This window comes from Ruegeria sp. CE6, from assembly GCF_056537485.1.
The window spans coordinates 455,663-476,068 of the sequence record NZ_JBQFRR010000002.1; the positions used below are offsets into that span (position 1 = coordinate 455,663).

Annotated in this window: 17 protein-coding genes, 3 tRNA genes and 1 pseudogene; 14 read left to right on the top strand and 7 right to left on the bottom strand. The window is 55.7% G+C overall.

The features are described from left to right. Positions 1–62: 62 nt before the first annotated feature. Positions 63–332, top strand: a complete 270-nt coding sequence (locus tag ACR0DK_RS10710; protein WP_039535770.1) for an usg protein — start codon at positions 63–65, stop codon at positions 330–332. A 3-nt stretch (positions 333–335) separates the two neighbouring features. Here ACR0DK_RS10710 and ACR0DK_RS10715 read toward each other — a convergent pair whose 3' ends face one another. Continuing rightward, positions 336–1,289 carry a radical SAM protein gene (locus ACR0DK_RS10715; RefSeq protein WP_480736090.1) on the bottom strand — a complete coding sequence of 318 codons (954 nt, stop codon included), beginning with the start codon at positions 1,287–1,289 and terminating at the stop codon, positions 336–338. Between the two features lie 163 nt (positions 1,290–1,452). Between ACR0DK_RS10715 and zwf the strand changes: the two genes are divergently transcribed. The 4 genes from zwf (at position 1,453) to ACR0DK_RS10735 (ending at position 6,917) form a co-directional block, all read left to right on the top strand. Next, positions 1,453–2,907: a glucose-6-phosphate dehydrogenase gene (zwf, locus tag ACR0DK_RS10720; RefSeq protein WP_170396935.1), complete on the top strand. Its 1,455-nt coding sequence runs from the start codon at positions 1,453–1,455 to the stop codon at positions 2,905–2,907. Then, positions 2,904–3,575: a 6-phosphogluconolactonase gene (gene pgl / locus ACR0DK_RS10725; RefSeq protein ID WP_480736092.1), complete on the top strand. Its 672-nt coding sequence runs from the start codon at positions 2,904–2,906 to the stop codon at positions 3,573–3,575. Before zwf ends, pgl begins: the two co-directional genes overlap by 4 nt. 5 nt (positions 3,576–3,580) lie before the next feature. After that, positions 3,581–5,191: a glucose-6-phosphate isomerase gene (gene pgi / locus ACR0DK_RS10730; protein ID WP_480736094.1), complete on the top strand. Its 1,611-nt coding sequence runs from the start codon at positions 3,581–3,583 to the stop codon at positions 5,189–5,191. A gap of 106 nt (positions 5,192–5,297) precedes the next feature. Further along, positions 5,298–6,917: a long-chain-fatty-acid--CoA ligase gene (locus ACR0DK_RS10735; protein WP_170396987.1), complete on the top strand. Its 1,620-nt coding sequence runs from the start codon at positions 5,298–5,300 to the stop codon at positions 6,915–6,917. 18 nt (positions 6,918–6,935) lie between these two features. Here ACR0DK_RS10735 and ACR0DK_RS10740 read toward each other — a convergent pair. Together ACR0DK_RS10740 and ACR0DK_RS10745 are read right to left on the bottom strand one after the other, a co-directional pair. After that, positions 6,936–7,010: transfer RNA gene (locus ACR0DK_RS10740), tRNA-Asn, on the bottom strand. Between the two features lie 347 nt (positions 7,011–7,357). Next, complete coding sequence (locus ACR0DK_RS10745; protein ID WP_170393677.1) at positions 7,358–8,557, bottom strand: ROK family transcriptional regulator; 1,200 nt, start codon at positions 8,555–8,557, stop codon at positions 7,358–7,360. A 186-nt stretch (positions 8,558–8,743) separates the two neighbouring features. On the opposite strand from ACR0DK_RS10745, the gene ACR0DK_RS10750 reads away from it, so the two are divergent. The 5 genes from ACR0DK_RS10750 (at position 8,744) to fsa (ending at position 13,148) form a co-directional block, all read left to right on the top strand. After that, complete coding sequence (locus ACR0DK_RS10750; RefSeq protein ID WP_170392952.1) at positions 8,744–9,763, top strand: sugar ABC transporter substrate-binding protein; 1,020 nt, start codon at positions 8,744–8,746, stop codon at positions 9,761–9,763. A 117-nt stretch (positions 9,764–9,880) separates the two neighbouring features. Further along, a complete protein-coding gene (locus ACR0DK_RS10755) occupies positions 9,881–10,951 on the top strand; it encodes an ABC transporter permease (RefSeq protein WP_170380653.1) in 1,071 nt (356 codons plus the stop codon). Then, positions 10,951–11,733 carry an ATP-binding cassette domain-containing protein gene (locus tag ACR0DK_RS10760; protein WP_170392954.1) on the top strand — a complete coding sequence of 261 codons (783 nt, stop codon included), beginning with the start codon at positions 10,951–10,953 and terminating at the stop codon, positions 11,731–11,733. Before ACR0DK_RS10755 ends, ACR0DK_RS10760 begins: the two co-directional genes overlap by 1 nt. Beyond that, positions 11,730–12,401: a nucleoside/nucleotide kinase family protein gene (locus ACR0DK_RS10765; RefSeq protein ID WP_480736097.1), complete on the top strand. Its 672-nt coding sequence runs from the start codon at positions 11,730–11,732 to the stop codon at positions 12,399–12,401. The genes ACR0DK_RS10760 and ACR0DK_RS10765 overlap by 4 nt, the downstream gene beginning before the upstream one ends. Positions 12,402–12,494: 93 nt before the next feature. Continuing rightward, positions 12,495–13,148 (top strand): fructose-6-phosphate aldolase, encoded by a 654-nt coding sequence (gene fsa, locus ACR0DK_RS10770; RefSeq protein ID WP_480736099.1) that lies wholly within the window; start codon positions 12,495–12,497, stop codon positions 13,146–13,148. Between the two features lie 750 nt (positions 13,149–13,898). On the opposite strand, the gene ACR0DK_RS10775 is transcribed toward fsa, so the two are convergent. Continuing rightward, positions 13,899–13,973 (bottom strand) — tRNA-Asn (locus ACR0DK_RS10775). A gap of 73 nt (positions 13,974–14,046) precedes the next feature. Next, positions 14,047–14,961, bottom strand: coding sequence for an MBL fold metallo-hydrolase (locus ACR0DK_RS10780; RefSeq protein WP_480736101.1), 915 nt, complete (start codon positions 14,959–14,961; stop codon positions 14,047–14,049). Between the two features lie 44 nt (positions 14,962–15,005). On the opposite strand from ACR0DK_RS10780, the gene ACR0DK_RS10785 reads away from it, so the two are divergent. Then, positions 15,006–16,325, top strand: a complete 1,320-nt coding sequence (locus ACR0DK_RS10785; RefSeq protein ID WP_480613450.1) for an ATP-binding protein — start codon at positions 15,006–15,008, stop codon at positions 16,323–16,325. A 762-nt stretch (positions 16,326–17,087) separates the two neighbouring features. After that, positions 17,088–17,275 (top strand): annotated as a pseudogene (locus ACR0DK_RS10790) (IS5/IS1182 family transposase); the annotation flags it as partial. 24 nt (positions 17,276–17,299) lie between these two features. On the opposite strand, the gene ACR0DK_RS10795 reads toward ACR0DK_RS10790, so the two are convergent. Both ACR0DK_RS10795 and ACR0DK_RS10800 read right to left on the bottom strand, forming a co-directional pair. Further along, entirely contained in the window at positions 17,300–18,406 is a 1,107-nt protein-coding gene (locus ACR0DK_RS10795; protein ID WP_480736104.1) for a glycosyltransferase family protein, read from the bottom strand. Positions 18,407–18,581: 175 nt separating this feature from the next. Further along, positions 18,582–18,658 (bottom strand) — tRNA-Ile (locus tag ACR0DK_RS10800). Between the two features lie 107 nt (positions 18,659–18,765). On the opposite strand from ACR0DK_RS10800, the gene purM reads away from it, so the two are divergent. Both purM and purN read left to right on the top strand, forming a co-directional pair. Continuing rightward, positions 18,766–19,812 carry a phosphoribosylformylglycinamidine cyclo-ligase gene (gene purM / locus ACR0DK_RS10805; protein ID WP_223118274.1) on the top strand — a complete coding sequence of 349 codons (1,047 nt, stop codon included), beginning with the start codon at positions 18,766–18,768 and terminating at the stop codon, positions 19,810–19,812. Beyond that, positions 19,809–20,405 (top strand): phosphoribosylglycinamide formyltransferase, encoded by a 597-nt coding sequence (purN, locus tag ACR0DK_RS10810; RefSeq protein WP_170817811.1) that lies wholly within the window; start codon positions 19,809–19,811, stop codon positions 20,403–20,405. The genes purM and purN overlap by 4 nt, the downstream gene beginning before the upstream one ends. Position 20,406: the final 1 nt, after the last annotated feature.

Consider the following 20,406-nt stretch of genomic DNA (forward strand, 5'->3'; position numbering starts at 1 on the left):
CTAAGTATTAGGACAGTTCCGTGTTACTCTGACTAGACCTTGTAACAAATTTGGAGGTCTGCATGGCGCAAAGTGAAACTGAACTCATGCTTAAGGGGTACGGGCTGACCACGGCGGAATTTTTCTACCACATGCCCGACTATATTCACGTACTGAACACGTTTATTTGGCAGGATTACGACCTTGCTCCGGACCATCCGAAGCTGTTCGAATTCGTAGAATTCTGGCAGAAAGAGATTGAAGGTCCGCTGCACTCGGTCAGGTTCACGCACCGTAAAATGATCGCGCCGGGGGAATGGCGCAACATGGTGGGTGAGTTTCGGGTAAATTAGCCCTCAGGCCGAACAGCTCGCGCCGCCCAATACACAGAATTTGGCGCAATGCGGGTGGTTCAGATGCACGTCGGCCTCGGCCTCTTTAAGGGTTTCGCCCAATTCAAACTCCGGCGAATAAGGCAGCAGCGTACAGGCCAGCACCACCGGACGCTCGGCGCCTTTGCGTTTGACGACCATACGCGAGCTGGCGCACATCACCGCATCAGGGGCTTTGTCCAGGATGCCCCAGCAAGCGGTTGTGATTTCAGGAACTTCAACTGTTTCGTCCATCTCGGGAAACAAAACTGTTTGGCCCGGATTTTGCGCATCGATGTCAAAGCCGTGCTTGGCAAAGAATGCTGCATACCCCGCGCGGCTTTCAGCGTCGCTATCCCCCCAGACTGAGCGCCCGGCAATTGCCATCCTAAAGCCGTTGTCCCGCAACCACTCCATCCCCGTCAGAGTTTTGGCAAAACTGCCTTTGCCGCGTTCTTCGTCATGCAGATCGGGGCGGTAGTGGTCGACGGAGACACGCAGCGTCAGTTTTTCTGCGTAGTCGCGCTGTAATTCCAGCAAACCCTCGCGCATTTTGCGGCGCATCATCGGCCGCATTGCATTGGTCAGGATCAAAACTTCGTACCCGCGCTCTAGCGCAACGCGCGTCATCTCGATCATCTCGGGGTTCATGAAGGGCTCACCACCTGTAAAGCCTATCTCGCGGATCGGCCATTGGCGCTGTTCGATCTGATCCAGATAGTCGCGGACTTCGTCGGCGGTGATGTAAACCAGAGCATCGTTGGTTGGGCTGCTGGCGATATAACAGTTTACGCACTCGATGTTGCACAGCGTTCCGGTGTTGAACCAAAGGGTTTCGGGATGAGTCAGCGCGACGGACGCGCGCGTTTGCCCGTCTGCTGTCACTAAACTGTTCTGAAACTTCCCGATATTCGCAGCTTGTAGGGCGTTGTCTTTCATTCCGGCATCCGGTTCTGTGCTTGTGCCAAACCGACTTAACCGTTTGTGCCGGTTTAGTTAAGAGTATCTACCCCTCGCTGACAGAGTTTTGATGTGGGAAGAAAGTTGCTGACTGGTTGCGCTAACATTGGACATGCCCCAAGCGGCAAGGTAAGGAAAAGCCATGGTTTCTCGTGTCATACCTGTTGACCCATTTGATCTGGTCATATTCGGCGGAACCGGCGATCTGGCACAGCGCAAGATCGTTCCGGCCCTGTTTCGGCGTTACTGCGCCGGGCAGTGGCCCGAGGCCACCCGGATCATCGGCGCAGCGCGGGGCGCTCTGACCGTTGATGGCTTTCGCGAAATGGTGGCCGAATCGTTGCGCCAGCACGCACCGAAACGGGCAAAAGATCAGGAGGCTGTGAACGGTTTTCTGCAGCGCGTGGAGTATGTTCCGCTTGACGCATTGTCCGAAGATGGTTGGGCCCAGTTGGCTGAAATGCTGAATGCGGATCGTATCAGGGCCTTCTATTTCTCGGTAGGCCCCCGTTTGTTTGGCCCGCTGGCCGAACAGATCAGGGCGCACAATCTGGCCACCCCGCAAACCCGTATCGTCGTCGAAAAGCCTTTTGGGCACGATCTGGAAAGTGCACGCGCGTTGAATGCGACACTGGCGGCGCATTTTGACGAAGGGCAAATCTATCGGATCGATCATTATCTGGGTAAGGAAACCGTTCAGAATCTGATGGCCGTTCGGTTCGGCAACATGCTGTTCGAACCGCTTTGGAACAGCCAGTATGTTGATCACATTCAGATCACTGTGGCCGAGACCGTCGGCATTGACGGTCGTGAAGAATATTACGAGCGCGCCGGCGCCATGCGCGACATGATGCAGAACCATCTGATGCAGCTTTTGTGTCTGATCGCGATGGAACCACCCGCAAAATTTGATCCGGACGCGGTGCGCGATGAGAAACTCAAGGTCATACGCGCGTTGGATTCGGTTGAGCCGCACCACATTGTCCGCGGTCAGTTTGCAGGCGGTGCCGATGGCCGGGGGTATCGTGAAGTTGTCGGCAATCAAAGGACGACGACGGAAAGCTACATCGCATTGCGCGCACATATCAGCAATTGGCGTTGGGCGGGCACACCGTTCTATCTGCGCACGGGCAAAGAGCTGGTGGCGCGGTCCTCGGTCATCAATGTGATGTTCAAGGATGCTCCGCATTCGATTTTTGGCGAAGAGGCCGGGCGTCATGCGAATGCCCTGTCGATCCGGTTGCAGCCCAATGAAGGCATCACTTTGAAAGTGACAATCAAAGAGCCGGGGCAGGGAGGCATGCGTCTGGTTGACGTTCCGCTGGACATGAGCTTTGCCGAAGCGCTTGGGCCTGAAAACCAGGACCCACCCGACGCTTATGAGCGGCTGGTGATGGATGTCATTCGCGGCAACCAAACGCTGTTCATGCGCGGTGATGAGGTAGAAGCCGCATGGGCCTGGACCGATCCGATTATCGCGGGCTGGGAGGCGCGCGGTGATGTTCCCAAACCCTATGAAAACGGCAGCACCGGCCCGGGCGACGCCGAGCTGCTGATGAAACGAGACCACCGCCGCTGGCAAGGAATAAATCCATGAATATCAAAGAATACGCCGATCGCGACATGCTGGCGATTGATGTCGCGAATGCATTGGCTGGAGATCTTGAGGCCGCATTGCTACATCATGATACTGTCTCGTTGGCTGTTCCGGGCGGAACCACACCGGGGCCGATCTTTGATGGATTGTGCGCTGCTGATCTGGAATGGGATCGTGTGCACATACTGCCGACCGATGAAAGATGCGTGCCGGGTGATCACGAGCGTTCGAACGAGAGGTTGATCCGGGAACGGTTGCTGACCAGTCGCGCATCCATTGCACAATACATGCCGCTCTATGTTGCGGAACATGAGCCTGAGGCGGTTTTGCCCGAGATCGAAAGCCTGATTAACCCGCATCTGCCGCTATCGGTTCTGGTGCTGGGTATGGGTGAGGACATGCATACCGCCTCGCTCTTTCCGGGGATGCAGGGCTTGTCTGCTGCTCTGAACAACAACGCCCCGACACTGGCGGTAGCGCGGACCGACGTGCAGCCCGAAGCGCGTATCACGCTGACGGGTCCGGTTCTGGACGGCGCTTTGTCCAAGCATCTCGTCATATTCGGAGAAACTAAACGGAATGCCCTGGATCGTGCCATGTCACTACCACCCGAGGAAGCTCCGATCGCGGCCGTGCTCAGCGGCATGACCATACATTGGGCGGAGTAATCACGATGCAGCTGGATCAATTGAACTCACTCGCAGCCACACAGACGGGCCGTCGGATACTCGATCTGTTTGACGCCGATCCAAACCGGGCGCAGGGTTTCTCTGCTTCGACCGGAGATCTGCTGTTTGACTATTCGAAGACACAAATCGACGAAGATATCCGCGCGGCACTGATCCAGCTTTGCGATCAAGTCGAATTGGCAGAGCGTCGGGCCGCGATGTTCTCCGGTGAAAAGATCAACGAAACCGAAGGCCGGGCTGTATTGCATACCGCGCTACGCAATCTCGACGGAGGCCCGGTCGAGGTCGATGGTCAGGATGTAATGCCGGACGTACTGGGCACTTTGCAGCGAATGCGCGTCTTTGCAGAAGAAGTGCGTGGCGGGGCGATCAAAGGGGCAGGGGGCGGCTTTACGGATGTGGTCAATATTGGCATCGGCGGCTCGGACCTTGGGCCAGTGATGGCGACGCATGCCTTGGCACCTTATCACGACGGGCCAAAGCTGCATTATGTCTCAAACGTGGATGGTGCGCATATTGCGGATACGCTGCGCCCGCTTGATCCGACACGGACTCTGGTGATTGTCGCTTCGAAGACCTTTACGACCATCGAGACGATGACCAATGCACGCACGGCGCGGGCTTGGATGGTCGATGGTGGTGGTGATCCGGCGCGGCAATTCGCAGCGGTCTCCAGCGCTGTTGACAAGACTCAGGCCTTCGGGATTCCCGAGTCGCGGGTGTTTGGCTTCGCGGATTGGGTCGGCGGGCGGTACTCGGTCTGGGGGCCGGTCGGACTGCCGGTAATGATCGCCGTTGGCTCGAACGCGTTTGACGCGTTTCTACGGGGTGGTCAGGCGATGGATCTGCACTTTCAATCCGCCGAATGGGCGGAAAATCTGCCAGTTATGCTGGCGCTTGTGGGGGTCTGGCATCGTCAGGTGCTTGGGCATGCCAGCCGCGCAGTTCTGCCATATGATCAGCGTCTGCTGCGCCTGCCTGCCTATTTCCAACAGCTTGAGATGGAATCGAACGGTAAATCTGTCGCGATGGATGGCAGCGCGCTGACCATGCCTTCAGGTCCGGTTGTCTGGGGCGAACCCGGCACAAATGGGCAGCATGCATTTTATCAGTTGATCCATCAGGGCACCGATGTGATCCCCTGCGAATTCATGGTGGCGGCAAACGGGCATGAGCCGGAACTGGCCCATCATCATCGCCTTCTATTGGCCAATTGCTTGGCCCAGTCCGAAGCGCTAATGCGGGGTCGGTCGCTGGATGTTGCACGCGCACGCATGGCCGAAAAGGGCCTTACAGGCGACGAGTTGGAGCGTCAGGCACGCCATCGTGTGTTTTCGGGCGACCGCCCGTCAACCACGCTGATCTATCCGCAGCTTACTCCGTTTGTGCTGGGTCAAATCATTGCGCTTTATGAACACCGTGTGTTTGTCGAAGGCGTGCTGCTTGGAATCAACTCGTTCGATCAGTGGGGTGTTGAGCTGGGCAAGGAACTGGCAACGTCTCTGGGACCGATCGTGGACGGTGAGGTCAGCGCCGATGGCAAAGATGGCTCGACCTCGGCGCTGGTTGGATACGCATTGCGACATCGCGGTTGACGCGGCACCCTGCCGCACTCTCTTATTGTCAGACAATTGAATTCTTGGCAGGGTTGTTGCCAAGACATAACGGCGCGGCCAAGCGCTGACGATGGGAGGAATGTCCATGCTGGGACAGATGATGACGCAGCCTTTGCTGATTTCGTCGCTGATTGAACATGCTGAACGTTATCACGGGCAGACCGAGATCATCTCGGTCGAAACCGACGGAACCGTGACCGAGACCAATTGGTCCGGGATCGCGCAGAACGCCCGACGGATGGCTTCGGCGTTGGAAAAGCTGGGGCTGCAACCGCAGGATCGCGTGGGCACGCTGGCCTGGAATAACCGCCGCCACCTTGAGATCTACTATGCGGTGTCCGGCGCGGGCTTTGTCTGCCACACGATCAACCCGCGTCTGTTTCCCGAACAACTAACCTATATCATCAACCACGCGCAGGACCGGGTCCTGTTTTTCGATGCGACCTTCCTGCCTTTGGTCGCCGCGCTGCAAGAGCATCTGACTGAGGTGCAGTACTATGTGCTGATGGGTGCGCGGGACGAGGCTGCGCTGTCTCAGGTGCCGGGGTTGGTTTTTTATGACGAGATGATTGAAACCGGTGATACAGACTACGCGTGGCCCAGCTTTGATGAAAACACTGCCTCCAGCCTCTGTTATACTTCGGGTACCACTGGGAACCCCAAAGGCGTTCTCTATTCCCACCGCTCTACAGTTCTGCATAGCTTCGCGTCGAACACGCGCGACGTAATCGGCTATTCCGCCATGGATGTGGTGATGCCGGTGGTGCCAATGTTCCACGTCAACGCTTGGGGCTCGCCCTATGCCAGCGCTATGTCTGGTTCGCGAATGGTGATGCCGGGGCCGGGATTGCATGGCGAGGCATTGGTCAATCTGATCGACACATATGGCGTCACGCTGGCGATGGGCGTACCGACCATTTGGCAAGGTCTGCTGGCCCATGCCGCGACATGCGGGACCAAGTTGAAAAGCCTCAATCGTACTGTAATCGGTGGTGCGGCATGCCCGCCCTCAATGATTGAAACGTTCCGCGAAACCTATGGCGTCGATACCGTCCACGCCTGGGGCATGAGCGAAATGAGCCCGCTGGGCACGACGAATTATCCGATGGCCAAACATCTGGACATGCCCATCGAAGCGCAACACAAGCTGCGCGAAAGCCAGGGCCGCCCGCCCTTTGGGGTTGAACTGAAAATTGTTGATGATGATGGCAACGATCTTCCTCATGACGGCGAAACGCAGGGCGATCTGATGGTGCGCGGCCATTGGGTTCTGGACAGTTATTTCCACATGCAGGACGAGGACTTATTGCAAGAAGGCTGGTTCGCGACTGGCGACGTTGCAACACTGGACCCAGATGGGTTCATGACCATCCGCGACCGGTCGAAGGACATCATCAAATCGGGGGGTGAATGGATCAGCTCTGTCGAGTTGGAGAATATCGCGGTCGCACACCCTCAGCTAGCGACGGCTGCCGTTGTGGGCGTGCCGCATCCGAAATGGGACGAACGCCCGCTCTTAGTAGCAGTGAAGGCCGAGGGCGAAGAACCGACCGAGCAGGATTTGTTGGCATTCTTCGACGGCAAAATCGCCAAATGGCAGGTGCCCGACAAGGTCGTGTTCGTCGACGCCTTGCCCCTTAACGCGACCGGAAAGGTCCTGAAGCGCACGTTGCGCTCGGATTTCAGTGATGCGCTGATGGGATAAGTGCCAGTCTGGGAAGAATGGCTCCGGCGGTAGGGATCGAACCTACGACCAATTGATTAACAGTCAACTGCTCTACCGCTGAGCTACGCCGGAACTGAGGGGCGTGTATCAACAGGTAAAGTGGAGGTCCAGATGCAAAAACGTTTTTTTGTGGGTGAAGTGCACGGCCTCTCATCTAATTCGGAGGCGACTCAGTGTGGACCTTCCCTAATAGCGTAGCCAACGGCCTATTTGAGCCCGCTTCGACCAATGCTGCGCGATGCTCCAACGACATCAATGCGCAGAAAGCCGACGTCGGCCGCTTTCGATGCGGCCTAAAGCAGTGCACAGTTACCCAATTGGATGGCTACCTGCAGCTGCGTCAGAGCGGCCGTTCTAAGGCCTCCAAATTGAGTAGGAGCGGTTCTTACTTGATTAAGACTGCCCCCTATGAGTTTCGACTACATCCCAGAAAGCCCAGCATTAGTGTTCAATAGAAACTGGCGGAAAATCGGGCTGCTTGCCGCCCCAATCCCGCGGGCGTTTTCTCCGACAGCCGCAGCTTCTACAACCGGAGGAATCAAACCGCGTTTATCTTGGTTGACTAGGTAACGACGAACCCGTGAGACCAGCTCCTCACGTATTTCAGATGGGAATGCGCCGTCGATAAAAATTGCCTCAAAGTCGATGACCGCGCAAATAGACAGCGCAGCTTTGGCCAGTTCCTGCGCGGTGGTACCGATCCATGGTTCGACATAGCGAGAAATGCCGCTCCAGTCCTGCGGCTTTTTCCACAAAATTCCCGGATCAACACCCGCTTCTATCAACCTGTCCTCGAGCAGGAACAGCGATGCAGTGTCAATCAGTTGCTGGCTTTCACCCAAAGGACCCGTCGTCCGCATGGCACCCAAGGCACCGGCATTGCCTTGGTTGCCCTCAAATACGGTGCCATTCAATGCAACGCCTCCGCCAATCATTGAGCCTATGAAGAAATAAAAATAGTCTCGATACTCAGCCCCGCGGCCATAGAGGTGCTCCGCGTGACACGCGGCAGTAGCATCATTGACCACAAAGACCGGCAGTTCGCTGAACTTGGCCACCTCGGAAAAGAAGTTCACGTTTCTCCAGGACCTGAATTTCTGAGCCGCAAGCCCAGAAAGGTCGTGCCACTTCCACAGCTCGAACGGTGTTCCGATTCCAATCCCGCATACACGGTCCCGAAGTTTCTGGGGTTCATTGGCCAGAAGCTCTTCCAATCCTACCTCCAGAAACCCGAACACTGCTTCGGGTAGCGGGTAGTCATAAGTCGTCGAGAGCTGTTGGCGTGGCTTACCGGTGAAGTCGATCAAAAGAAGATCGGCGCTGCGGCGACCGATCTTCATTCCCACCGACAGAATGCCTTCGGGATTGAGCTCCATGGGGATCGAAGGTTTCCCAACTTTGCCCTTCAACGGCGTCCCACGTTTGAGAATCTCGTCCTTTTCGAGCTTACGCAGAATGATCGACACGGTCTGGGGTGACAGGCCCGTCAGCCGCGCGACGTCCGCCCCGGCAGCAGGTCCATGCCGTTGTAAAACCGTCAGAATGAGGCGTTCGTTATGATCACGAACACCGCTTTGGCTTACCCCGCCGGTTAGTATTTTCAACGCCTCTCTTTCCATAACCTTAAACATAAACACCTTGTTTTCTTATGAAAAGATACGTGGGCAAATTAATAAATAAACTTTATTTATTTATTGACACAGAGGCTAGAATCACGGTTTCTTGAACGGGACCTTCATTGGAGGATGGAGGCCCGCCTTGTCGCTATTCCGCGCGGGGCCACAACAATTTTCTGGGAGGACAACATGAGAAATCTACTCAAGCTCGCCGCATCCGCGACTGCGCTGACTTTGGCCGCTGCATCCGCGCAAGCGGCTGGTGAAACCGTCTGCCTGATTACCAAGACCGACACCAACCCCTTTTTCGTTAAGATGAAGGAAGGCGCAACCGCCAAGGCAGAAGAGCTGGGCATGACGCTCAAGGCGTTTGCCGGCAAGGTTGATGGCGACCATGAAACTCAGGTTCAGGCCATTGAAACCTGCATTCTCGATGGCGCAAAAGGCATTCTGCTGACAGCATCCGACACCAGCTCAATCGTTCCTGCGGTCAAACAGGCGCGGGATGCGGGGGTTTTGGTCATTGCGCTGGATACTCCGCTTAGCCCGATTGACTCAGCGGACGCGACATTCGCGACGGACAACTACAAGGCCGGCCTTCTGATCGGTCAATGGGCCAAGGCCAAAATGGGCGACGCCGCAGCCGATGCCAAGATCGCGACGCTGGATCTGAACGTCAGTCAGCCGACAGTAGACGTTCTGCGCAATCAGGGTTTCCTCGACGGGTTCGGCGTGGACCTGGCGGACCCGAATGTCATCGGTGACGAAACCGATGCGCGTCTGGTTGGCAGTGACGTGACCGACGGCAATGAAGAAGGCGGGCGCCGCGCGATGGAAAACCTTTTGGCCAAGGATTCATCCATCAACGTTGTTCACACGATCAACGAACCGGCTGCTGCGGGCGCATATGAGGCGCTGAAATCCATCGGGCGTGAAAACGACGTACTGATCGTTTCGGTCGACGGGGGGTGCCCCGGCGTCCAAAACGTCGAAGCCGGTGTGATCGGGGCGACAAGCCAACAGTACCCGCTGTTGATGGCCTCGCTTGGGGTTGAGGCCGTGAAAAAATGGGCCGAAGAGGGCGTGAAGCCCGAAAACACACCCGGCAAAGACTTCTATGACACGGGTGTGGCACTCATCACCGACCAGCCGGTTGATGGGGTCGAGTCGCTGTCTGTCGCAGAAGGCCTGGATCTCTGCTGGGGCTAAAGGCAGCTCTATTAGGTGAGGCGCGCCGCAGCGCCTCATCAATCCTTTCACCAGCAAACCTAAACTTCCTGTAAACTGATTTCGTGGACGCGATGCCAGCCACGAAAAGGGGGAGAGATGTCTGAAGCAAACCAAAACGCCCAGGAATTCGAAACCGCCGCCAACGCGTCAGAAACCGTAGCGGAATTTGAAGATCACCGTCGTGGTGTTCTGGGGAAGTTGCAGCATCTTCTCCATGTCAACCCTTCCTTTGTGCCGTTGATCGTTCTGGTTGGCGCCATCGTAATTTTCGGTCTGCTGCTGGGGTCCAAGTTCTTCTCCCCCTTTGCGATGACGCTGATCTTGCAGCAAGTTCAGATCGTGGGCATCGTGGCCGCAGCGCAAAGCCTTGTCATTCTGACCGCCGGCATCGACTTGAGCGTCGGTGCGATCATGGTGTTTTCATCCGTCATCATGGGTCAGTTCACCTTCCGCTACGGTATCCCGGTGCCCATTGCTGTGATGTGCGGGCTGGCAATGGGAACGCTGATCGGGGCTCTCAATGGCTGGCTGGTCAGTCGCGTAAAGCTGCCGCCCTTTATTGTCACGCTCGGCATGTGGCAGATCGTTCTGGCGACAAACTTCCTGTATTCCGCAAACGAAACAATTCGCAGTCAGGATATCGAGGCCAACGCCCCGTTCCTGCAATTTTTTGGCACCAAATTCAGCGTCGGTGGCGCGACCTTCACGGTTGGCGTGATATTCATGCTCGTACTGATTTTCGTGTTGGCTTACGCGCTCAAACATACGGCCTGGGGCCGGCATGTCTATGCAGTGGGGGATGACCCTGAGGCGGCTGAACTATCCGGTGTGAACGTGCACAGAACGCTGATGTCCGTTTATATGTTATCCGGTTTGATCTGTGCATTCGCAGGCTGGGCCCTGATCGGGCGTATCGGGTCGGTTTCACCTACATCCGGTCAATTGGCCAATATCGAAAGCATCACCGCGGTAGTGATCGGGGGCATCTCTTTGTTCGGCGGGCGGGGATCCATCCTGGGATCGCTGTTTGGCGCGCTGATTGTTGGCGTGTTCACTTTGGGGCTAAGGCTTCTGGGCGCAGACGCACAATGGACCTTCTTACTTATCGGACTTCTCATTATCGCTGCGGTTGCCGTCGACCAGTGGATTAGAAAGGTATCGGGCTAATGTCAGACTCAACTCCAGTCGTCCAAGGCCGCGGGATCGTAAAGCGTTATGGCCACGTTACCGCCATCGACCATTCCGACTTTGAACTGCGCCAGGGGGAAATCCTGGCAGTGATCGGAGATAATGGCGCGGGCAAATCATCCATCGTGAAGGCGATCTGCGGCGCCACAATCCCGGATGAAGGCGAGATTCTGATCGAGGGCAAAAAGGTTAACTTCAGCTCTCCGATCGATGCGCGGAATATGGGGATCGAGATTGTCTATCAGCAGCTCGCCATGTCTCCTGCCCTTTCGATTGCGGACAACATGTTCATGGGGCGCGAAATCCGCAAGCAGGGGTTCATGGGCAAATACATGCGTAAGCTTGACCGTCCAGCGATGGAGAAGTTTGCCCGAGAAAAACTGACCGAGCTTGGGCTGATGACTGTACAGTCGATCAATCAGGCGGTTGAGACTCTTTCTGGTGGCCAACGCCAAGGTGTTGCCGTTGCTCGTGCCGCTGCCTTTGCAACCAAGTTTATCATCATGGACGAACCGACGGCTGCTTTGGGAGTCAAGGAAAGCCGAAAGGTGCTCGAACTGATCCAGGACGTGCGTGCCCGCGGCATTCCGATCATCCTGATCAGCCACAACATGCCTCATGTTTTTGAGGTTGCCGACCGCATTCATGTGCATCGGTTGGGCAAAAGGCTCTGCACAATTGATCCCAAGGATTACACGATGTCCGATGCAGTCGCCTTCATGACCGGTGCCAAGGAACCCCCAAAAGAGGACGCAGCGTGATCGAGCAGGACGTACAGCGCGTTTGCGACCTGATCTCCTCCCGGCGGCAAGTTGGAGTCCGGACGATTATCGCAATCGCCGGTCCCCCTGCATCCGGAAAGTCGACCTTAGCGGATGCCGTTGTGCAATCGCTGAACACGCAACTGAGCTCGGCGGTTCCCTCAGCCACACTTGTACCAATGGATGGTTACCATTTGGACAACTGCGTGCTGGAAACGCGTGGATTGCTGGCGAGAAAAGGCGCGCCAGAGACTTTCGACGGGGTCGGGTTTTGCGCTGCAATCAGAGAGCTTCAATTTACGCGCCACGAGTCCTTTCATCCCAAATTCGACCGCACAATGGACCTCGCTATTGCCAACGCCATTGCGGTTCACCCGGCAACTCCGGTCGTCGTCGTTGAGGGTAACTATCTTCTGATGGACAGCGACCCGTGGAGAAACCTGACGGATGTCTATGCCGCAACGGTTTTTATCAGCCCAACTTTGGAAGAGCTTGAAAACAGGCTGCAAAACCGCTGGATCAGCCATGGCTTTGACCCGCAAACCGCGCTGCAACGCGCAATAGCGAACGATCTGCCAAACGCTGAACGTGTCATCCGTGATAGCCGGAAAGCCGATCTTATACTGAGCCAGAACTACACTGAATTCGGGATGCGCAACGCATTCTGAATCTGCGCACTGGCTTCAGCCAACCCTTGATACAGTGCCTCTAGGCAGCCTCAGGTGCAACCCAAGTCACCCCTTACGCAATGAGGAAACCTCATGAAATTCTTCGTGGACACCGCAGAAGTAAACGACATCAAAGACCTGATGGGTTTCGGATTATTGGATGGCGTGACCACCAATCCAAGCTTGATCGCCAAGTCCGGTCGCGATTTCAAAGAGGTCATTGCAGAAATTTGCACTCTGACGGATACGCCAGTATCGGCAGAGGTTGCAGCGTCGGATGCTGCGGGAATGATCGCAGAGGGAGTGCACCTCGCGGCGATCGCAGACAACGTCGTTGTCAAACTGCCGCTGACATTGGATGGCCTCAGGGCCTGTGCTCATTTCAAAAGTGAAGGTATCAGAACAAACGTCACACTGTGCTTTTCACCCAATCAGGCTCTCTTGGCGGCAAAGGCTGGCGCTACCAATATATCTCCGTTCATTGGCAGATTGGATGACATCAATCTGGACGGAGTCAATCTGATCCGTGACATCCGTAGCATTTACGACAACTATAGTATTGAAACTGAAATCATTGCGGCATCCGTCAGAAGCCCCAATCATATTACAGAGGTGGCACTGGCCGGTTCCGACATCGCCACGATCCCGCCGTCCGTTATTCGCAAACTGATCATGCATCCATTGACCGATATCGGCATCGAGAAGTTTCTCAATGATTGGAATTCGACTGGGCAATCGATCCTTTGATGGATTGCCAACTCGATTGGGGAGGAGCGACCTGTCCCAAATGATTTACCTCTAAGCGGCACTGCTGCATTTTTAGAAATAAGGTCTCAAGGAGAGTCTTTCTGCTTTGTCAAGTACGTCGAGCTTTGTGGAAAACCGTCGTCACTCCTCACTATTGGCGGGATGAACACTAAGGCAACGGCAGACCAATATAAGGTCAACGGTAGGAAAATGGCTAGAGCAATCGGCGAGGTCGCGGCGAAATTCCGGTTTGACCTTGGCAGCCAGGCGCCTTCATTTCATAGTGTCATCTTCCCGTAAACGTCCGCTTTCACTCCCGTGCCAATTACCTTTGGCGTCTCCAGGGAATAACAGCTTTCCGTCCGCCGTATTTGTTGCCTCGGTCGCAAAGTGCACAAAGCGGACGTTCCGCCGGAAAACTTTGACAGCAGCTTTGTCGGCAAAGTAGCCCTCCGCTCGGGCGAAAGTAAACGACCGGCTTCCTCGTTTCCAGATGTTCGCGAAAGGTGCCGCAAACATCAGCTTTGAGGTAGCCTATGATCGATTGATCTCGAATCAATTGACCTACCGATTTGCTCTGCCTGAAAATCAAGCAATAACAGGTGGTTGCTGGCTGAATGGTGGTTTTGCTGGGAGCTGTTGTCACTTCATTGCCACCTGATTCTTGGCAACAAACTGGCAACACGGCCCTACATTCCTTCCCCTAAATGCGAGGCTTTCCATTAAGTCTATGATCTAAATGTGGAAAATTGGCTCCGGCGGTAGGGATCGAACCTACGACCAATTGATTAACAGTCAACTGCTCTACCGCTGAGCTACGCCGGAACTGAGGGGCGTATAACAACCCGTATTTTCGGCGTCCAGAGGGGAAGCGCACGGGCCGTCAATTTTTTCCGATTCACGCGATGCGCTTGAAACGAGACGCAACTGACAGATCCCCCAAGGGCGCTACACGGGATCTGCCGGTCAGATCAACCAGATGGGCGAAGACATTACGCTCGGCCGCGGGAAGCAGCGCGGCGGGGGTTTCGATATAGATTCGCTGGGCAAGCTGTTGGGCCGTTTCTGGGCCATTTTCCAGGGCGTCGAGTATCTGTGATTCCCGCTGCAATCGGTGGTCTATCAGCCAATCCAGGCGCTTGGCAGGATTCGTGATAGGGGCACCATGGCCCGGATGAAAAACCGACCACTCGCGCGCACGCAGGCGGCGACAGGCCGCCATGAAATCCGTCAGGTCTCCGTCCGGGGGCGAGACCAGAGAACTGGCCCAACCCATGACGTGATCAGCCGTAAAGCAGACATCCCCCCAGGCCAGCGCGATATGGTTGCCCAGATGGCCGGGTGTGTGGATCACTTCGAGTTGCCAGCCTTCTGCCGCGACGCGTTCACCGTCTTCAAGCTCGATATCAGCGCGGAAATCGGCATCGATTCCCTCACCACCTCCGGCAAGCCCGTTCTGGGCCAGCTCGGTCATGACTTCGCTGCGTCCAGCTTGCGGACCACCAAAAGCCAGAACCGGAGCGCCGGTGCGGGATGCGAGCGGGGCGGCCAAAGGCGAGTGATCCAGATGGGTGTGCGTAACAAATATGTGGCTGATCCGCTGCCCGGGTTCCAGCGCATCAACTATGGCTTGCATATGGGCATCACTCAATGGCCCAGGGTCGATGACAGCAATGTCCTCATCGCCCAGAAGGTAGGTATTCGTACCACGATAAGTCATTGGCGAGGGATTGGGCGCAAGAATGCGCCTAAGTCCCGGGGTGAGCACGGCAACCTGTCCAGGGAGAGGGTTGAAATCGTCGGGGGCTTGCATTCTGACCTCTTCCTCTTGCCCGGGCAGCCCGTTAGGTTTAGCGCATGTCGACCCAATGGCTCAAACCCTATATGCCGCGCAGCCTATATGCGCGTGCCGCACTCATTCTGGTACTGCCGGTCATTGTCGTGCTTTTGGTGGTGGCGATTGCCTTTTTGCAAAAACATCTTGAAGAAGTGACCGCCCAGATGACCCGCACGGCGGCGCGCGAGGTGACACTGGTGCTGGACGTGATGGAGGGTGCGGAAACCCAGCAGCAGGCATTGGCAGCTGCGCGGCAGGACTTGTCGGTCTTGAACATGACCGCCCGCTTTCTGCCGCCGAATGAAGAGCCGAAAAACAGTCCGCGTCGATGGTACGATTTCATTGCCCCGCAGGTGGATGCGGAAATGCGCAGCTTGTTGCCTGAAACCCAGTATGTGGCTCTGCCAAATGGACAGGAAGTGAGTCTTTTTCTGGCAACCAATCTGGGCATGCTTGAGCTAGAGTTTGATCGCCGACGCCTGTCGCCGACTGCACCGCATCAGCTGATTGTGACGATGGTGTTCTTTGCGGCTCTGATGACAACGATCTCGTTTCTCTACATGCGCAATCAGTTGCGCCCGATCACGCGCCTTGCGGACGCGGCGCAGGCCTTTGGTCGCGGGCGGGTCGTGCCTTATTCACCCGGTGGCGCAATCGAGGTACGCGCTGCGGGCAATGCCTTCGTTGACATGCGCGCCCGAATCGAGCGGCAGATTGAGCAGCGCACGCTCATGTTGTCGGGGGTCAGCCACGATCTGCGCACACCTCTGACGCGTCTGAAACTTGGATTAGCTATGTTGCCCGAGGACGAGGCCGCACCGTTGTTGCAAGACGTGGACGAGATGCAATCGCTGCTGGATGCATTCTTGGACTTCTCGCGTGGCGCTGCAGAGAGCGCACCCGAAGAGATTGAACCCGAAAACTGGCTGAGCCAAATCGTTGACGATGCACAGCGCGCGGGCCAGCACGTTGAACTAATCTCGGTCGAGGGGCGTGGAACGGCAATGCTGCGCCCATCGGCCATGCGCAGGGCAGTAGAGAATCTGATTGGAAACGCGAATCGCTATGGTTCACGCGCCGATGTCAGCCTTTCGATGACCCCAAAGTCACTACGCATTCGGGTTGAAGATGACGGCCCCGGTATCCCGATCGAACAACGCACCGAGGCCGTCAAACCCTTCACGCGACTTGATCCGGCGCGAAACCAGAATCAGGGCACCGGCGTGGGTTTGGGCCTTGCCATTGTTGCCGATATCGCCCGCGTACATGGTGGTATTCTGCGACTGGGCAGCAGCGAAAGGCTGGGCGGATTATGCGCGGATATCGTGATTGGACGGTGAATTGGTAGGCCCGGAGAGTCTGTCAGGAATTAAGTTTTGCCCTTTATTATCAACGTGGGTGTCCCAGGCTGGAATACCGCTTTGCTCAGCTTTCCAATCCATCCTAGCCTGTTTTGATGCCCCCATTCCAACCAGTCTCATCCGTTCAACCCTTTCAGTATTTGCCTGGGCGCGCTCGTGAATGGACATGATCTCGTATAGAGTAACTCCACGAAGGACGAGAAGGTGATGGATCGCCTTATGAATCATCGAGGGCTACTGGTGAGGGTCTCGTCAAAGTGAAAGAGCTGGGTAGTCGAGCAGTTCGTCTGAAGCGGCCGGCGAGGGCCGGTCGATAGCTGAAGTAGCCGGATCATCTATGGGAATATCGACAGCTAGCGGTGCTGTTCCTTCCGATCTGTCGACAATGCGTTTTGATGCCGAGGTTGCAGGATCCTGCGCTCTCAAGTTTCCAAAGCCAGAACATGGCGTATACCGGTCAACCATCCCGAATTATGGAGAGATGTCGCATGACAATGATTTACAAAGACGTCTCATTTAACATGCTCGTGCCGGATACGGACGAGGTGACAAGCGATCCACAGGATTTAAACGACGTTGCCAACAATGATGTCGTAGCTTTTGTGGGGCGTGATTACAAAAGTGTTGTCTGGCAACGATCAAGGTTCCTTATCGTGTACTGACCGAAACAAAACCGTGTCGTTTGACGAATCATGGGGAGGCTCACACTCACAAAATAATGGACAACCGCGAAGTTCTGCCGTCATCCCCATTCGGAAATCACGCAAGAAGTGTGTTGCTGTCGACAGATCGCTATATTACGTTCGTAAATTGGGAGAACGTTGCTTCAGCAAGCCAAAGAATACCCACCGTGTCGACAATACCGTGGAATGCAACCTAGTCTTATCGACATCAAATCGATCCGTCTCTGGTTGCGCCACTTGTCAACACGACCAAACCAAACAGCGCTATTTCTAGAGAAAGCCAGCTCTCTCAAGCTTCTGACTTATTCGCTGTCCGGTTGATGTCGGCAAAAAATACCCCGTTCGCTCTGCAAGATAATTCTGCAAATCACTATGAAACGTATCCTCGGTACAAAGTCGCCAGAGAATGTCCAAAGCCTCCTCACTGTGGTCGTACGTTCCAGGATACGCAGAACCAAGTTGTTCGTCACGAACCGCATTTCGCCGGGTGACAATGGGGGTTTTGGTTGCCATTGCATCCAGCAGTTTCCCAGACCCCAAATAATCGCTGTCTGCGCACATTTGCCCAAGTGTCCCGCGGCAGGCTGCAAGCGCTCCGGGTACTTCTCCATAGGGAATGTGACCTAAGGACAATGCTGGCATGGGTAATGTTGTGCGGATGCTTCCAGCAAATGCGGCCAACGGATTAGTTGAAGAGCCAAGCCGTTCTCGGACAATGCTGAGGTTGTCGATCAACTCAATTGGAATTGTCTCTTTGGTAACACGCCCAAAGAATCCAAAAGACTTAGAACCAGTCATCTTTGCGTGCCAAATGAATTTCGACTTGGAAGAGATTGGTTGAAGAAAAAGGGGATCGATAGCTTGCTGGATGTTTAGGATCATATCGGGCAGCACGATCTTGTCGGGATACCATTTGGATAGTTTTTTTCGTACTGCAGCACTGGTGGAATGCTCATACAACAAATTCTGCCACGCCTCTGTCGTGACCACCAGAGCATCGGCTACACGAAAGGCTTCCGGGTCGTAAGGATATGCTAGCGTTATCTTAGGGTGGGGAAGGCTTTTGAACAACTCTGGGTTCGCCCGAACATAATACAGATCATAGTCGCGCGTCGGTGTTCTCAAGCCTCCCGGATCACCTATGATTCCGCGTTCCCAGTCAATGAGGACGTCGTTGTAGTAAACATCTGCAAAGCTGGAGAGACTTCGGTAGAATCGCATTTCGTTTATACGATCCCCAGACAAAGGCTCCATGACAGGGCGATCAAGAAATTGGCAGTAAATTTTGGGACGCTTGGAATTCACGCTGTCAGCCTGTTTTGTTTTGATTGGAATGAGGATGACGCTAACTGCCTCGCTCGGTTCAATCATACCCAACTATGCGGGTCAAGTCCGCGCATGATAGTTTGTACTGACAAGTGTGACGGCGTATTGGCTGGCGAAATTTTTTTGTTGAAGCTCTGTCTTTTTTTGTCCCATTGGAATCACGTGAGGGTACTATCAATAGTTCTTGGGGCAATTTGGCGTTGATTTATATGGAAAATGGCGGTTTTGGTAGGCCCGGAGGGACTCGAACCCCCAACCAAAGCGTTATGAGCGCTCTGCTCTAACCAATTGAGCTACAGGCCCGCCTGAGGGCTTTGCCTATCACGATGGCAGCCCGCGTCAAGCCTGACCGTTGCAACATGGCCCACAATCGAATAACCCGCGCGCAAAGCACTCATGAGGGATTGGCCATGACAGCGGGCAAGAACGGAATCACCTACGCAGACGCAGGTGTGGATATCGATGCAGGCAACGCTCTGGTCGATCGGATCAAGCCTGCGGCCAAGCGCACCAACCGTTCGGGCGTGATGAGTGGGCTAGGCGGATTTGGCGCTCTGTTCGACCTGAAAGCGGCTGGCTATCAAGACCCGGTTCTGGTGGGCGCAACCGATGGTGTGGGCACCAAGCTGCGGATCGCAATTGATACCGGCGTTGTCGATGGCGTGGGAATCGATCTGGTGGCGATGTGCGTCAACGATCTGATCTGCCAAGGTGCTGAGCCGCTGTTTTTCCTGGATTATTTTGCCACCGGTAAGCTGGACACCGATACTGCCGCGCGGATTATCGAAGGAATTGCCGAGGGGTGTGTCCAATCTGGCTGCGCCCTGATTGGTGGTGAAACCGCCGAGATGCCGGGTATGTACCCTGACGGCGATTTCGATCTGGCCGGTTTCTCGGTTGGCGCCATGGAACGCGGGACCGCATTGCCCGAGGGCGTTGAACAGGGTGATGTCCTGCTGGGGCTGGCTTCGAACGGGGTGCATTCCAACGGCTATTCGCTAGTGCGCAAGCTGGTCGAGATCTCGGGGTTGGGCTGGGAGGAAGAGTCGCCTTTCGGTGGCGGAACCTTGGGTGAGGCTCTACTGACCCCCACGCGGCTGTATGTGAAACCAGCGCTGCAGGCGATCCGGGCTGGCGGCGTTCGCGCGCTTGCCCATATCACCGGCGGCGGCCTCACCGAAAATCTGCCGCGCGTATTGCCCGAAGGGCTCGGGGCCGAGATTGATTTGAATGCTTGGGACTTGCCGCCTGTGTTCAAATGGATGGCCGAGACCGGTGGGATCGCCGAATCCGAGATGTTGAAGACCTTCAACTGCGGCATCGGCATGATTGTTGTTTGCGCTGCAGATCAGGCGGATGAGCTTACAACACTGCTTGCAGAGGCAGGCGAATCCGTTGCGCGCATCGGAACGGTCACCGCAGCGCCGGGTATGGCCTATTCAGGCAAACTGCTGTGAGCCACAAGCGCGTCGCGATCCTGATCTCCGGGGGCGGATCGAACATGCTGTCGCTGGTCGACAGCATGAATGGCGATCATCCCGGTCGGCCATGTCTGGTATTGTCGAACGATGCAAATGCCGGAGGGCTGAAGAAAGCTGCACAGCGCGGAATTCCGACCGCAGCCGTCGACCACAAGCCCTTTGGCAAAGATCGCGCTGCGTTTGAGGCAGAACTGCTTAAACCGCTTATGGCAGCCCAGCCGGATGTTGTCTGTCTGGCCGGTTTCATGCGTGTATTGACGGGTGAATTTGTATCGCGTTTCCAGGGCCGGATGCTGAACATCCACCCATCGCTTTTGCCTAAGTACAAGGGTTTGAACACCCATGCCCGCGCCATTGAAGCAGGCGACGCCGAACATGGCTGCACCGTTCACGAAGTTACTGCAGCGTTGGATGACGGGCCGATTCTGGGTCAGGCGCGCGTGGGTGTACGGGTAGGGGACACGCCTGAGGAGCTCGCCGCCCGCGTGTTGACCTGGGAGCACAAACTCTACCCTGCCGTGCTTCGCCGTTATTGTATGGGCAACAAAGACCCAGTTCTTCTGCCCTAAC

Coding starts and splice junctions, on each gene's coding strand:
- ACR0DK_RS10710 (WP_039535770.1), top strand. CDS start 63: ATGGCGCAAAGTGAAACTGAACTCATGCTTAAGGGGTACGGGCTGACC.
- ACR0DK_RS10715 (WP_480736090.1), bottom strand. CDS start 1,289: ATGAAAGACAACGCCCTACAAGCTGCGAATATCGGGAAGTTTCAGAAC.
- zwf (WP_170396935.1), top strand. CDS start 1,453: ATGGTTTCTCGTGTCATACCTGTTGACCCATTTGATCTGGTCATATTC.
- pgl (WP_480736092.1), top strand. CDS start 2,904: ATGAATATCAAAGAATACGCCGATCGCGACATGCTGGCGATTGATGTC.
- pgi (WP_480736094.1), top strand. CDS start 3,581: ATGCAGCTGGATCAATTGAACTCACTCGCAGCCACACAGACGGGCCGT.
- ACR0DK_RS10735 (WP_170396987.1), top strand. CDS start 5,298: ATGCTGGGACAGATGATGACGCAGCCTTTGCTGATTTCGTCGCTGATT.
- ACR0DK_RS10745 (WP_170393677.1), bottom strand. CDS start 8,557: ATGGAAAGAGAGGCGTTGAAAATACTAACCGGCGGGGTAAGCCAAAGC.
- ACR0DK_RS10750 (WP_170392952.1), top strand. CDS start 8,744: ATGAGAAATCTACTCAAGCTCGCCGCATCCGCGACTGCGCTGACTTTG.
- ACR0DK_RS10755 (WP_170380653.1), top strand. CDS start 9,881: ATGTCTGAAGCAAACCAAAACGCCCAGGAATTCGAAACCGCCGCCAAC.
- ACR0DK_RS10760 (WP_170392954.1), top strand. CDS start 10,951: ATGTCAGACTCAACTCCAGTCGTCCAAGGCCGCGGGATCGTAAAGCGT.
- fsa (WP_480736099.1), top strand. CDS start 12,495: ATGAAATTCTTCGTGGACACCGCAGAAGTAAACGACATCAAAGACCTG.
- ACR0DK_RS10780 (WP_480736101.1), bottom strand. CDS start 14,961: ATGCAAGCCCCCGACGATTTCAACCCTCTCCCTGGACAGGTTGCCGTG.
- ACR0DK_RS10785 (WP_480613450.1), top strand. CDS start 15,006: ATGTCGACCCAATGGCTCAAACCCTATATGCCGCGCAGCCTATATGCG.
- purM (WP_223118274.1), top strand. CDS start 18,766: ATGACAGCGGGCAAGAACGGAATCACCTACGCAGACGCAGGTGTGGAT.